This is a genomic window from Rhodocytophaga rosea (genome assembly GCF_010119975.1).
Classification (GTDB): Bacteria; Bacteroidota; Bacteroidia; order Cytophagales; family 172606-1; genus Rhodocytophaga; species Rhodocytophaga rosea.
This window is the reverse complement of sequence record NZ_CP048222.1, coordinates 4687829-4702732: the sequence shown is the minus strand read 5'-3', so window position 1 is coordinate 4702732 and position 14904 is coordinate 4687829. Positions and strand designations below refer to the sequence as shown.

General features: G+C 41.1%; 13 protein-coding genes. 10 read left to right on the top strand and 3 right to left on the bottom strand.

The annotated features are described in order from the left end of the window. Window positions 1-171: 171 nt before the first annotated feature. Window positions 172-1263 carry an ISAs1 family transposase gene (locus GXP67_RS19495; RefSeq protein WP_162441340.1) on the bottom strand — a complete coding sequence of 364 codons (1092 nt, stop codon included), beginning with the start codon at window positions 1261-1263 and terminating at the stop codon, window positions 172-174. A 321-nt stretch (window positions 1264-1584) separates the two neighbouring features. On the opposite strand from GXP67_RS19495, the gene GXP67_RS19490 reads away from it, so the two are divergent. The 9 genes from GXP67_RS19490 to GXP67_RS19450 all read left to right on the top strand — a co-directional run bounded on the left by GXP67_RS19490 (window position 1585) and on the right by GXP67_RS19450 (window position 10472). Next, window positions 1585-3003, top strand: coding sequence for an anthranilate synthase component I family protein (locus tag GXP67_RS19490; RefSeq protein ID WP_162444678.1), 1419 nt, complete (start codon window positions 1585-1587; stop codon window positions 3001-3003). 90 nt (window positions 3004-3093) lie between these two features. Further along, window positions 3094-4452, top strand: a complete 1359-nt coding sequence (locus GXP67_RS19485) for a TrpB-like pyridoxal phosphate-dependent enzyme (RefSeq protein ID WP_162444677.1) — start codon at window positions 3094-3096, stop codon at window positions 4450-4452. Between the two features lie 125 nt (window positions 4453-4577). Next, window positions 4578-5156 (top strand): anthranilate synthase component II, encoded by a 579-nt coding sequence (locus GXP67_RS19480; protein WP_162444676.1) that lies wholly within the window; start codon window positions 4578-4580, stop codon window positions 5154-5156. 67 nt (window positions 5157-5223) lie between these two features. Beyond that, the gene (trpD, locus tag GXP67_RS19475) at window positions 5224-6210 is read left to right on the top strand and encodes an anthranilate phosphoribosyltransferase (protein WP_162444675.1); all 987 of its coding nucleotides are present in this window, start codon (window positions 5224-5226) and stop codon (window positions 6208-6210) included. A gap of 140 nt (window positions 6211-6350) precedes the next feature. Then, entirely contained in the window at window positions 6351-7166 is an 816-nt protein-coding gene (gene trpC, locus GXP67_RS19470) for an indole-3-glycerol phosphate synthase TrpC (RefSeq protein ID WP_162444674.1), read from the top strand. A gap of 117 nt (window positions 7167-7283) precedes the next feature. Beyond that, window positions 7284-7931 (top strand): phosphoribosylanthranilate isomerase, encoded by a 648-nt coding sequence (locus tag GXP67_RS19465; protein WP_317170064.1) that lies wholly within the window; start codon window positions 7284-7286, stop codon window positions 7929-7931. A gap of 65 nt (window positions 7932-7996) precedes the next feature. Continuing rightward, window positions 7997-8578 carry a Uma2 family endonuclease gene (locus tag GXP67_RS19460; RefSeq protein ID WP_162444673.1) on the top strand — a complete coding sequence of 194 codons (582 nt, stop codon included), beginning with the start codon at window positions 7997-7999 and terminating at the stop codon, window positions 8576-8578. A gap of 122 nt (window positions 8579-8700) precedes the next feature. Beyond that, a complete protein-coding gene (gene trpB / locus GXP67_RS19455; protein ID WP_162444672.1) occupies window positions 8701-9903 on the top strand; it encodes a tryptophan synthase subunit beta in 1203 nt (400 codons plus the stop codon). Between the two features lie 122 nt (window positions 9904-10025). Beyond that, window positions 10026-10472, top strand: a complete 447-nt coding sequence (locus tag GXP67_RS19450) for an SRPBCC domain-containing protein (RefSeq protein WP_162444671.1) — start codon at window positions 10026-10028, stop codon at window positions 10470-10472. Window positions 10473-10496: 24 nt separating this feature from the next. Here GXP67_RS19450 and ppk1 read toward each other — a convergent pair whose 3' ends face one another. Both ppk1 and murI read right to left on the bottom strand, forming a co-directional pair. After that, window positions 10497-12641, bottom strand: a complete 2145-nt coding sequence (gene ppk1 / locus GXP67_RS19445; RefSeq protein ID WP_232064504.1) for a polyphosphate kinase 1 — start codon at window positions 12639-12641, stop codon at window positions 10497-10499. 214 nt (window positions 12642-12855) lie between these two features. Further along, on the bottom strand, window positions 12856-13692 hold the full coding sequence (murI, locus tag GXP67_RS19440; RefSeq protein ID WP_162444670.1) for a glutamate racemase: 837 nt from the start codon (window positions 13690-13692) through the stop codon (window positions 12856-12858). Window positions 13693-13946: 254 nt separating this feature from the next. Between murI and GXP67_RS19435 the strand changes: the two genes are divergently transcribed. Continuing rightward, on the top strand, window positions 13947-14735 hold the full coding sequence (locus GXP67_RS19435) for a carboxypeptidase-like regulatory domain-containing protein (RefSeq protein WP_162444669.1): 789 nt from the start codon (window positions 13947-13949) through the stop codon (window positions 14733-14735). Window positions 14736-14904: the final 169 nt, after the last annotated feature.

The following is a 14904-nucleotide window of genomic DNA, read 5'->3' as shown; positions in this document are numbered from 1 at the left end:
TATTTATCAATATGTGGGAATGTTTTTATTGAAAATATTAATAATTGGTTATATTTCTTAGGAGAGATATCTGAATATATGAACATAAACCTGGCTCTTAAGTAGCTATTTTATGTATTAAATCCAAAATGCTATTTGTTGCAGTTAAATATAGGGTTTCCGCACTAAATATTAAGTTTTAAGAATAGCTAACAGGAAATTAGTGTCTCTGTTAGCTTTTTTTCTTTTCCGTTTGACACTCACGCAAGAAGGCTCTTTTTTGAGCAGATGCAAAGACCACTTTCTAATCAGATGCAGATTGATGGGTCCTTTATCTTTCCTGACTTTAGCCTCATCTTCCCTAAAGGTAACATCTAGTTGCCAATGCAAGCCATTCTCTATCGCCCAATGGCCTCTTATGTAGCGGCTGTACAAGGCAGGGTCTGTATCTGTTAAACTGCTTATATAGAACAGGGTTTGTTCTTGCTTTTTGCCTGCTATAATGCGTTTTCTTTCTACCATGACTAAAGTATGTAAGTCCTGCCATTTTTCCTTTTCCTCTACCAAATCAATGCATTGAGCAATATATACCCTACGTTCTTCTCCTCTGCCATGGGCTTTATCTAGTTGCTGATTAAAAGCGAGAGCAGACTTATTGATTTGCATAAAATGGGCTACCTGCTCATAGAGTACACCTTGATTAGCCTTTAGGGCAATCACATAATGGGCTTGCTTATCCCTGATCTTTTCTACAATTGCCTGCTGACAAGCAATAGCATCTATAGTAATGATACTACCTTTGCAATCAAGGGTATCTAATAAAGCAGGAATAGTTGTAATCTCATTACTCTTGGCTTCTACGGCTACTTGTCCAAAGCTTAAGCTATGTTCCTCTACCCATACATTGACCATACGAACCAAAGCATGCTTTTTGCCTGCAGGTATAGTACCTCTCAATTCTTTGCCATCTATACATACCTGCTTGCCTGCTAAGGAGAAGCCAGCTACACACGCTTTGAAGCATTGCTCCAAACTATGGCTATCCAGGTGTCTGATCACCCGATTTAAAGTGTCAGCAGAAGGTATACCATTAACAAAACTTAATCCTAGTTCTTGCTGCAGAAACGCTGTATTATCTTTGCCATAATCTGCTATCTCGTCAAAGTCATCACAATCGGCTATTACCCCACATAAAACTAAGCCTAAAATATCTGCTAATAGATGTAAGCAGCGGCCTTGCACCCGAAAATCAGCTACTTTGTTTAGTATCTTTTTAAGTTCCATGCACAAAGTTAGCCCCTCTTTCCTTTTTCTCTATCTTTGGTGCGGAAACCCTAAGTTAAATATCAGATGATAAAAAAAATGTTGTATGCTTTGCATTATTAAATCAGCCTTTTATATTTGTCACAAATTCAACACATGAATATTCAATTACACAATATGGCATGGTGGTGGCGCATTCCGGAAACGGTTGTGTGAAGCTGCCTGTTGTGTAAAAACCATATACAAAACGCTCTGAAGGCTTGCTGTTCACACAGTAAGCCTTTTTTTATATACTGAGATTTATAAACCTAATTCTAACTTAACTTATTTGTACGCCTGAGTATGACATATTCATTGGTTACTACCTATAAAAAACTTCTGGCTGACACGGTAACGCCTGTAAGCATTTATCTGAAACTCAGAGATAAGTTTGTAAACAGCATTCTGCTAGAAAGCTCTGATTACCACGGCAATGAAAATAGCTATTCCTATATTTGCTGTCAGCCAATGGCCCGTTTTGAACTAAACGATACTATATTATACCAGCAGTTTCCCGATGCTACCGAACAGAAAACCAGTATCACAGATCGGCATCAGGTGGTAGAAGCCCTGCACAGCTTTTGCAGTAAGTTTTCTGCAGAAGCACATGAGTTTCCTTTTATTAATAATGGGGTTTTCGGATACATTGCTTATAACACAGTCAGGTATTTTGAGGACATTAGTTTAGCTGAACGGGAAGGGGAAGAAAACAAAATTCCTGATATGATCTATCAGGTGTTCCGCTATGTAATTGTGATCAACCACTTCAAAGAAGAATTGTATATTTTTGAACATACACCGCAGTTAGAAAGCAATAAGGAAAGCGAAAGTGGCCTGGATTATATTGCTTCCCTCATTCAGAACAAAAATTATCCCTCCTATACCTTCAGTCTGCAAGCCGAAGAAATCTCTAATCTCAGCAATCCCGAATTTTTAAAAATACTCGCTGCCGGACAACATCATTGCCAGATCGGAGATGTATTTCAAATTGTGTTATCCAGGCGTTTTTCACGCAAATTCAGCGGCGATGAATTTAATGTATACCGTGCCCTACGCTCCGTAAATCCCTCGCCTTATCTGTTTTACTTTGATTTTGGCAGCTTTAAGATTTTTGGCTCTTCTCCGGAAGCACAGATCACCATTCAGGATAGAAAAGCCTGTATTTATCCTATTGCAGGCACTTTCCGACGCTCGGGCAATGATAAAGCCGATGCCGAACTCGCCCGGAAATTATATGATGATCCCAAGGAAAATGCAGAACATGTAATGCTGGTAGACTTAGCTAGAAATGACCTGAGCCGCAATGGCATGCACGTAAAAGTGGATACCTTTAAAGAGATTCAATACTATTCGCATGTAATTCACTTGGTTTCGAAAGTAAGCAGTATTATGGATGAGAAAACCTCTACGGTACAAATGGTAGCTGATACCTTTCCGGCTGGCACTTTATCGGGCGCACCCAAGCACCGGGCCATGCAACTTATTGACCAGTATGAACCTACCGGCCGGAGTTATTATGGTGGCTGTATCGGATTTATGGGCTTCAATGGTAATTTTAATCATGCCATTATGATTCGGTCTTTTCTGAGTAAAAACAACACACTCTATTACCAGGCCGGTGCCGGCGTAGTGGCAAAATCCAATATTGAAAGCGAATTACAGGAAGTAAATAATAAGCTGGCTGCCTTGCGTAAAGCCCTGGACTTAGCTACAGATATATAAAAAATGGATATTTATTCACTATTTAATTATCAATAACTTCAAGCATACGCATGTAATCTTACAATTTTCTAATCCCTAATTCTCAAATATATGGAACGTAAAATTCTCCTCACCGAAAAAGAAATGCCTGAGCACTGGTACAATATTATGGCAGACATGCCTAATAAGCCGCTGCCGCCCTTGCATCCTGGTACCAAGCAGCCTATTGGACCGGAAGCCTTAGCGCCGCTGTTCCCGATGGAACTCATCAAACAGGAAGTAAGCACCGAAAAATGGATTGCGATTCCGGAAGAAGTACGGGACATTTATACCCTGTGGCGGCCTACGCCTTTATACCGGGCGTATAACCTGGAAAAGGCACTGGATACGCCTGCTAAGATCTATTATAAATATGAAGGTGTAAGTCCGGCTGGTTCACATAAACCCAATACGGCTGTTCCTCAGGCCTACTATAATAAGCAGGAAGGAGTAAAAAAGATTTCTACCGAAACCGGAGCCGGACAATGGGGAACTGCCCTAAGCTTTGCCTGCCAGCTATTTGGAATTGAATGTGAAGTGTTTATGGTGAAAGTAAGTTATAACCAGAAACCCTATCGCCGCATTGTAATGAATACCTACGGCGCTACCGTTCATGCTTCACCTTCCAATCTGACACAAGCCGGTAAACACATTCTGGGAGAAACACCGGATTCGCCAGGCAGTTTGGGAATTGCCATTTCTGAAGCGGTTGAAAGAGCCGCTGGTGATCCGCAAACCAAATATGCCCTGGGCAGTGTATTGAACCATGTATTGATGCATCAAACCATTATCGGATTGGAGTGTATCAAGCAACTCGAAAAAGCCGGAGATATGCCGGATATTGTAGTCGCTCCTTTTGGTGGCGGTTCTAATTTTGCAGGTATCTCCTTCCCATTCCTACGCTTGAATTTTGAACAGGGAAAATCCATCCGCTGTATTGCCAGTGAACCAGCCTCTTGCCCTAAGTTAACCCGTGGGGTATTCCGTTATGATTTCGGCGATACCATCGGCATGACCCCTTTGATTCCCATGTACACACTCGGACATAATTTTGTGCCCTCTCCGATTCACGCCGGCGGATTGCGCTACCATGGCGCTGGTGCGATTGTGAGCCAGTTACTGAAAGATAATCTGATCGAGGCCCGTTCACATTACCAGAAGGAATGTTTTGAGGCCGGATTGTTGTTTGCCCGTACAGAAGGAATAGTTCCGGCTCCGGAGGCAAATCATGGCATTGCCACGGTTATTCATGAAGCGAAACAAGCCCAGAAAGAAGGAAAATCAAAAACAATTCTGTTCAACCTGTGCGGACATGGGAATTTTGATATGGCTGCCTATGAAGCGTATTTATCCGGAAAACTGGTAGATGAAGAAGTAACTACTGCCGAAATCGAACGTTCTCTGGCCGAAATTGATAATTTACAAGTGTAAGTACAATTAGAGATTGGAAGATTAAAAGATTAGAAAATTTAAAGCAGGGATTAACCGATTGCTGGTATAAACATTTCACAACCAATCTTCTAATCTTCCAATATTATAATCTTATAATAAATCCCATGAAAATTTTAGTTTTAGACAATTACGATTCCTTCACTTACAATCTGGTGCACCTGCTGAAAGAATTAGGACTCGAAAACAGTATTGAAGTACACCGCAACGACAAAATATCTCTGGAAGAAGTAGAAAAATTCGACAAGATTTTACTTTCTCCCGGTCCGGGTTTGCCTTCGGAAGCAGGTATTATGCCTGAGTTGATCAGGAAATACGCACCATCAAAGAGCATTCTGGGCATTTGTCTGGGGCACCAGGGCATTTCAGAAATTTTTGGAGCCAAGCTGGAGAATATGACAGAAGTATTGCATGGCGTAGCAACTAAAGCCATTGTGACTAGTAATGAGGAACGTATTTTTAATAATATTCCCAAAGAACTCAAAACCTGCCGCTACCACTCCTGGACAGTAGTTCCCGAATCGGTTCCAGCCAATGAACTGGAGATTACTGCCATAGATGAAAACGGAAAAGTAATGGCTATTCGTCACAAGCAATACGACGTTCGTGGTCTGCAATTTCACCCCGAATCTATTTTAACTGAGCATGGCAAACAGATGATTCAAAACTGGCTGGAAGGAGATTAAATCTGTCATTCTTGAATACTAACAACCTTCTAATCTTTCAATCTTCTAATAATTTATAATTCCTGCCATGAAAGAAATACTCAATCATCTGTTTGAATATAAAACGCTCACCAAAGACCAGGCAAAAGCCATTTTGACCGATATTGCCCAGGGAAAATACACCCATGTACAAATTGCATCCTTTCTCACCGTGTATATGATGCGCAGCATCACGGTAGCCGAACTGGAAGGTTTCCGGGATGCCATGCTGGAACTTTGTCTGGCGCTTGATTTAGCCGAATATGATCCTATGGATGTATGTGGTACCGGTGGCGATGGCAAAGATACTTTCAATATCTCTACGCTGGCTTCTTTTGTAGTAGCTGGTGCTGGGCAACGGGTAGTGAAACATGGGAATTATGGTGTTTCCTCGGCTTGTGGTTCTTCTACAGTAATGGAATATTTAGGTTATACATTTACCAACGATAAAGACCATATCCGGAAGAAAATTGAAGAAGCCGGCATATGTTTTTTACATGCCCCCTTATTCCATCCGGCTATGAAATTTGTAGCACCAGTGCGGAAGGAACTGGGCGTAAAAACGTTCTTTAATATGCTGGGACCGATGGTAAATCCGGCCTTTCCCAACAAGCAAATGGTTGGAGTTTTCAGCCTGGAACTGGCCCGTTTATATGCCTATCTGTATCAGCAAACGAACAAAAATTTCATCATCATACATGGGCTGGATGGCTATGATGAGGTTTCTTTAACTGGCAACTTTAAGATGATCTCCAATCTAAAAGAGCAAGTATTACAACCAGAACATTTGGGCTTACACAAACTTCTTCCTTCTGACTTATCCGGAGGCAGCACCGTAGCCGAAGCCGGAAAAATATTTATGGATGTATTGCAAGGCTCTGGCACGCAATCGCAAAATGAAGCCGTAATTGCCAATACCGCCATGGCCTTATATGGCGCTAATCCCAGCCTTAGCCTGGAAGATGCCGTAGCCACTGCCAAAGAAAGCCTGGAAAGCAAAAAAGCTTTGAAGAGCTTTCAAAAATTGATGAACTGAGATTAGAATATAAGTAAGTTATTAGCCTTAGATCATATGACAGTAATATTGTTCTTATAATAACTAACTTATCATCTCAGATAATAAATATTTTAATCCAATTAATCCCTAAATCCTAAAAATCCTGGTTCCAGACAACTATGAATATACTTGATCAAATTGTTGCCCATAAACAGAAAGAAGTAGCAGAAAGAAAAAGCCTGTATCCAACAAAATTGCTGGAGAAAAGCATCTATTTTGAGACGCAGCCTGTTTCGCTGAAAAAATACCTTTTACGTCCGGATAAAACAGGCATTATTGCGGAGTTTAAGCGTAAATCTCCTTCCAAAGGTATGATCAACCCTTATGTCTCTGTAGAACGCACTTCTGTGGGGTATATGCAGGCAGGTGCTTCGGCGTTATCTATTCTTACTGATGCTCAGTTCTTCGGTGGTAAAAATGAAGACCTCACTGTAGCCCGTAAGTTCAATTTTTGTCCTATTCTCCGCAAGGATTTCACCATTGATGAATACCAGATTACGGAAGCCAAATCCATTGGTGCCGATGCTATTTTATTGATCGCGGCCATCCTTTCTCCTACACAAATCAAAACACTGGCTGCCTTTGCCAAATCATTACTACTGGAAGTTCTATTGGAAGTACATGATAAAGAGGAACTGGATAGAAGTATTACCCCAGAAGTGGATGCCATTGGTGTAAACAACCGTAACCTGAAGGATTTTACGGTAGACATTACTCTTTCTAAAGAATTATCTGCTGCTATTCCCTCACAGTTTGTAAAGGTTTCTGAAAGCGGCATCAGCCAGGCGGAAACTGTGATCGAGTTAAAATCATATGGATATCAGGGTTTTCTAATGGGCGAAACGTTTATGAAAAACAGCCGGTCTGAGAAAGCCTGCGCCGAGTTTATTGAAAAAGTGCAAAGCCTTACTGTTTCCGTAAACTTGAATAAGTGAAACTGAATATAATATTAATTATATTAGAATAGTGAAAAAGTTATATATTTTACTTAACTTTATAGCTAATAGGTTATTTATAATATAAGCTATTTTCACCTTCTAAACTTTGCTATCATGATCAAACTAAAGGTTTGCGGGATGCGCAATAGTGTCAATATTCAATCCCTTCTCAAAGTGCAGCCGGATTATATGGGTTTTATTTTTTACGAAAAATCGCCCAGATACATCGGAGAAGAATTAAATATTGACCTGCTGAAAACGTTTCCCAGAAATGTTAAAAAAGTGGGAGTTTTTGTAAACGCACATCCAGACCTGATTTTGAAAACAGTAAAAAAATATACGTTGGATATGGTTCAGTTACATGGACATGAAACACCGGATGTATGCAGGGGTCTGAGAAGCCGGGGACTTACCCTGATTAAAGCTTTCTCTATTGAACCAGGTTTTAATTTCAGCCGGTTAAATAATTACAAATCCCATTGCGATTATTTTATGTTCGATACAAAAGGTGCAACCCTGGGCGGCACTGGTCAATCTTTTAACTGGGAAATCCTGAAAGAGTATGATAACGAAAAAGCCTTTTTCCTCAGTGGTGGTGTGAGTCCACTGCATGCCGAGATGATCACAGAAATGAAAGGTTTAAATATTCATGCTGTTGATATCAATAGTAAGTTTGAAATCTCTCCCGGCCTGAAGGATATTGATAAGATCAACGCATTTGCCAGACAACTCAGACCAACCGTACAAATCCCACAGATGTAAATACCTTTACTTACGTATCACTCATTTTAGCACTTTGTCTCCAGCCATAGCAGGCAACCTATTCTATGGACTTTGAATATAAAATAAGTACCCGTTCGTGGGGCCAGCTTACAGATGAGCAATTATTTGCCTTCTGCCAGGAAAACCGCAACTTACGCTTTGAGCGCACCCGAGAAGGGGAAATCATCATTATGTCACCTACCGGAGGAGAAACAGGAAATAGAAATATTAAAATAGCGGCCCGTTTAGAGTTATGGAATGAAGAGGCCAGATTAGGGATTTCTTTTGATTCATCTACAGGATTCATCCTACCTAATGGAGCGATGCGCTCGCCGGATGTTGCCTGGATCATTTTAAATAGATGGCAGGCATTATCTGAAGAAGAGAAAGAAAAATTTCCACCCCTTTGCCCGGATTTTGTGATTGAACTACGATCTAAAACTGATTCTCTGAAAATCTTGCAGAAAAAAATGCAGGAATGGATAGAGAACGGGTGCCGCTTAGCCTGGCTGATGGATGTACAAGACCAAAAAGTGTACATTTACCGGCCAGGGAAAAAAGTCGAAACCCTAGATTCTTTTAATACTAAACTTTCCGGCGGACAAATATTACCGGGTTTTGAACTTGACCTCAATATATTGAAGTAAAAAGGCATTCTTTTACTAACGGGGTAAACTCTATTTTTAAAACTGGTGTTGTCCTTGTAATTTTGCCAGCAATCAAATTTTATATATCCAAATAGCAAGCCTGCTATTAACCTCTATTCCGCATGAATATTTTAGAAGAAAAAGCTTCCTTTGCCGTCAACGAAAAAGGATATTACGGCAATTTTGGGGGAGCCTATATTCCCGAGATGCTATATCCCAATGTAGAAGAGCTGGAAAGAAATTACCTTTCTATTCTCAGCCAGCCAGACTTTCAGGAAGAATTTCAGTATTTGTTAAAAGATTATGTAGGCCGGCCTACACCTCTATATTTTGCCAAAAGGCTTTCTGAAAAGTACAATACCAATATTTACCTCAAAAGGGAAGACCTCTGTCATACCGGTGCACACAAAGTAAACAATACCATTGGACAGATCCTGATTGCCAAACGTCTGGGGAAAAAACGGATTGTAGCAGAAACCGGAGCCGGGCAACATGGCGTAGCTACAGCTACCGTTTGTGCCTTAATGGGCCTGGAATGTATTGTGTACATGGGAAAATTAGATATGGAGCGCCAGAAACCGAACGTAGACCGGATGCACATGCTGGGCGCAAAGGTAGTACCAGCCACTTGCGGCAGCCAGACATTAAAAGATGCTACCAATGAAGCCATGCGACATTGGATAAATAATCCTACAGACACACATTATATTATTGGTTCGGTAGTAGGTCCACATCCTTATCCGGATATGGTAGCCCGTTTTCAGTCGGTGATCAGCGAAGAAATTAAAAGCCAGTTGCTGGAAAAAACCGGAAGTTCTAATCCGGACTATGTAATTGCCTGTGTAGGGGGTGGCAGCAATGCTGCCGGCGCTTTTTATCATTTCCTGGATGAACCTGATGTGAATTTAATTGCTATTGAAGCCGGCGGACAAGGTGTAACCAGCGGACATTCAGCAGCAACTACTGCTTTAGGCAAACCAGGCATTTTGCATGGCAGCAAAACCATTCTGATGCAAACAGAAGATGGACAGGTTACTGAACCTTATTCGATTTCTGCCGGGCTGGATTATCCAGGTATCGGGCCAATCCATGCACATCTGTTTGAAACCGGACGGGCGCAATTTTATAATATCACTGATGAGGAAGCTGTCCAGGCAGGTGTACTATTAAGCAGACTGGAGGGTATCATTCCTGCTTTGGAAACGGCACATGCCATTGCCTATCTGGAGAAAATGAATTTCCAGCCATTGGATGTAGTAGTAATTAATTTATCCGGAAGAGGAGATAAAGACCTGGCAACCTATAGCAAAGCCTTGGGTTTGTAAAATAAAATCATATTTATCATACTAATATTTGAACCGCAGGATGTAAAACTTGCGGTTTTTTCATGTCTTATGTGACATAGGGTTGTCAGTAAAAGCGGTTTTCTTTGTTAAAAAGTATAACGATGGAAAACGAAATTAAAAAAAGCATGTTGATAAATGCCGATGCCATGCAAGTATGGAATATGCTTACAGAGGCTGAAAGTATTCGCAAGTATATGTTTGGTGCCAGGGTACAAACCGACTGGAAACCTGGGAGTATCATTGAATATTACTTTGACCAGGGAGACAAGGAAATAGTAGCAGTAAAAGGAATTATTATTCGGGCCGAAGCGCCAAATTATCTTGCATATACTCTGTTTCCAACGACCTGGAACATACTGGATATCCCTTCAAATTATCTTACAGTTGCGTACCAGATTCAACCTACAGTTGATCAGACAGAATTAACCATTACACAAACAGGCTTTATGGAAGTAGCCGAAGGCGGAAAAAGATATACTGATTCTGTGGATGGCTGGAAAACCATTCTGCCGGTAATGAAAGAAGTTGCTGAGAAACAGGTTGTCTAAAAGGAAATCTATATTGTGATAAATTTACAAGCTGGAAAGAGGGTTTTTAAGGTGATTCTCAGAATCCATTTTTTCCGGCTTGTAAAAAGATTCCTGCTTTTGCTTCAGCCATTGATAGGTATCCATCTGCGCCCGTATGCGAGTTTCATTTGTAGCGGATTTGATAGACATATTGTGTTGATGTGTATCCAGCCATACTGCTTTTGTATTATCCTGGAGTTGAAAGCGGATAATCTCCATTAACTCAGCCTTCATTATTTCGTCATAAACCGGGAAACCGACTTCAATACGGCGGTATAAATTACGCTTCATCCAGTCGGCGGATGCCAGGTATACTTCCGTATCGCCCCCATTATAAAAGATAAATACCCTGGCATGTTCCAGAAAACGGTCTACTAATCTGGTTACCTGGATATTTTCACTTAAGCCCTCTACCTGTGGGATCAAACAGCAAATTCCCCGTATGATCAATTCGACTTGTACGCCTGCCTGGCTGGCCTCGTATAGCTTATCAATCATTTTTTCATCTTCCAGGTTATTCAGTTTAATGATAATACTCGCCTTGTCGCCCGCTTTTGCCTGTTTGATTTCCCGGTCTATCATTTCTAAAAAACATTCCTGCAAATTAAACTGGGAAACCAGTAGATGTTTAAAATGCCTTTTTTGTTTATCGCCGCACAAATACGCAAAAACCGCTTCCATTTCCTTGGTCATTTTCCGGTGGCAGGTAAGCAGCCCATGATCTGTATAAATACGGGCGGTATTTTCGTTGAAATTTCCTGTACCCAGGTAGGCATATCGTTGAATCTGGCCGTCAGCGGTTTTACGGTGTATCAACGCAATTTTAGCATGCACTTTTAAGGCAGGCAGACTATAGATAATATCTATCCCAGCTTTTTTCATTTTTTCTGCCCAGCGCAGGTTATTTTCTTCATCAAACCGGGCTTTCACTTCTACAAATACGGTTACCTTTTTTCCATTTCTGGCGGCACTAATCAGGGCATTGGCAATAAATGAATTTGCAGCGATACGGTACAGTGTAATCTTGATCTCTTCTACCAGAGGATCTATAGCCGCCTCATTGAAAAAGCGCAGAATATAATCATAGGAATGATAGGGAAAATGCAGCAGATAATCCTGTGTCTCCATGGCTTCCAATACAGATTCTACCGATTCCAGTTTTGGATGCAGCAGGGGAACAAGGGGAGCACTTTGCAAATCTGGAGTGATCGGGTTGGGCAACTTCATTAGGTCGTATAAGTTGTGATACCTGCCTCCGGGAAACAGGTCTTCTTTACTCAACTCAAACGTTTCTAATAAAAATTCCAAAGTATCTTCCGGCATGGTAGCATCATACAAAAATCTGGCTGGCGGCCCAAGCTCCCGCTGACTCAGCTGGTTCTTTATTTTATCTTTCAGATCGCCATCAAACTCATCAATAATGTTTAACTCAGCATCCCTGTTCAGCTTGATACTATAAGCTTCCAGTACTTCATATCCTGGAAAAACACTGCCCAGATTGAGCCGGACAATATCGTCGAGGAAGATAAAATAATGTTTGCCAGCTGTTTTCGATAGTTCCACAAAACGGGGAAGCTGGTCAGAGGGTATATTCAGGTGGGCATATTTAACCTGTTCGCCATCCTGCGTATTCTTCAGGCGCAATTTGACAATAAAATAAATAGCCCGGTTTTCCAGAAATGGCTTTCTGGCACCGGCTTCATTTAACAATACCGGTTGCACATAAGACAAAACTTTGCTCCGGAAATAATGTTTCACCTCCTGCTGATGTGCTTCAGTAAGCGGCTCGTTCTGATAGATGATAATGCCGTTTTCCCGCAATCCCGGCAGAATAGAATTTCTGAGAATAGCCCCATATTCATTCTGCTGCTTATCCACTACTGCATATATTTCTTGCAGCAACACGGCTGGTTCGTAGGCTAATTCGCGGTTAATTTTGGGTTTGTTCAATTGAAGCAGACTACGTATAGAAGCCACCCGGACCCTGAAGAATTCATCCAGGTTAGAAGAATAGATGGCCATAAACCCAATTCGGTCGTAGAGAGGAAGGGAAGTATCTGCCGCTTCCATCAATACACGATAGTTGAACGATAACCAGCTCAGATCACGCTCAAAATATCTGCTTACAAGGGTCATAGGGGAATGCATACAAAACGGAATTTAAGCCATTTGCTGATTTTAGAACTGAAAGTGAGTAGTTGCTGGTATATAACAGTGCAGTAAAATTAGAATTTTACACCCAGGATTCGTATTAATTTTGTGTTAACAGAATAGTCTGGGACCAGGAGCTGCAGAATGGTAGGATGAGCGGCATTGGAGAAAAATCCGATAGGCTATTAATTCCTGTAATCTTATTTCTATACTACTCCCACAAAGGATATCTTTCCAGTTTCAGGCGTTTGCCGAAAAAAAGCTTGGTAGATGCTTCAAACGACTTGGTATAATCAGATACAAAAAATTTCTTATAGGGCGCAGCAGCCGTATTGAGTAACTGGTTTTTCTCCAGAAATGCTTTTACATGTGCTGCCACAATCTGCGAACTGTCTATCACTTCTACTTTATTCTGATAATAGGCATTGATCTGGTCTTTGATAAGTGGATAATGTGTACAGCCCAGAATTAATGCCTTGATCCGGTTCAGGTGTTTGTCAGACAAGTAAGTATGGATCACACTTTCACTGATGTTATTGTCATAGAAACCTTCTTCGATCATCGGAGCCAGAAGCGGGGTAGCCAGGGAACGCAGCACAATGGATTTCTGCAGGTCATCTATCTTCTTTTTATAAACATTCGAATTAACAGTCTGCTTGGTGCCGATCAATCCAATGGTTTTGCCTTCAAATTGTTGTCCTACAAACTCTACCACCGGGTCGATTACATTAAGGGCCTTGGCCTTACTTCCTATATAGGCTGTTACCAGATCAAAAGCAGCAGCAGAAGCAGAATTACAGGCAATCAGGATCATTTTACATTGCTGCCGGAGCAATACATCGCATATTTTTACGGAATACGCCTGAATGGCTGCCGTAGACTTATCACCATAGGGCAGGTGTGCGGTATCTCCAAAATAAATAATGTGTTCATGCGGCAAAGCTTGCGTAACGGCATGTGCAACAGTAAGTCCGCCAATGCCACTATCGAAAATACCAATGGGATGCTGGCGCTGGGCAACTGTAGAATGTTCAGATGTATGGCTCAAGTATAAAAATAGTTAAATAATCTGGAAGCAATTTAGCTATTTATTCTTACAGACTTTATCAAAGTATAGGAAAGCAAAATAACAGGTAACCGTTAAAGAAATCGGGTGACCATTCGTACCTTGCGTTAGTGGATATTGTAAATAAACTTCTATCTTTATCGTATAGGATAAATTAACCTCCGTTTTCAGCGGAAGCAGGAACAATTCGTATCGTTCTTGCTGTACTGTAAACAGGTTATACAACCACCCGGCTTATGAAATTCTCAATCCAACTTGTTCTGCTTTTTTTCGGAATAGGAGCATTCCTGCCATTACTGGCGCAGCAATCTGCAGAAAGCAAGCTCCTTTCCTTGTCTGGTACTGTGCTGAGCGCCGATAGTCTTAAACCTGTTACCGGGGTACATGTGCTAAACATTAAAAGCAGAACCGGGGCTACTACCGATGACAAAGGATATTTTTCCATTGCTATGCACCGTACGGATACCATCCTGTTCTCGGCCGTTGGCTACGAAGTTTACCACTTTGTATTAGATCCTGCGTCTAAATCGAATAGTCCACTGGTACAAATCAAGCTCACGCCTAAAATTTATGAGTTAAAAGAAGTAGACGTACGTGCGATTCCTACTGAAGATCAGTTTAAGAAAGATTTTCTGGGCTTGAAACTGCCTGATGAGCCAGAATTACAGCTTCCGCAAATTAAACAGCCTAAACTTACCGAAGGTGTAGAATATATGCCAAGTGGCGGGGTAGCTGTGGTGGGTCCGTTTAGTGCGATATATAATAAAGTAAGCCGGGAAGCCAAAGAAAAGAAAAAAGTGCAGGCTTTGAGGGTGCAGGAATATAAAAAGAAATCGTATGAAACCAAGTTTAACCAGCAGCTGGTGCAACGGCTAACTGGCCTGAAAGACCAGGCGCTGGAAGAGTTTATGAAGTATTGCAAACTTTCGGAGGCAATGGTGATACAAGCAGAGAATGAATATGAAATCGTAATAGCCATCAATAACTGTTTCAAAGAATTTAAGGAATCAAAAGGAATGAATTGAGTGTAGAGAACTATATCTGATTTTTAAATAACAATCCCGGTAATTGAAGACTACCGGGATTGTTATTTAATACCCTACATTTAATTGAAAATTAATTCGCAGCATACTATAGCGCAAAAAAATCGTTCTACAAGAAAAGGAATCAGACTTTTTCAGGAAGATCTCACTG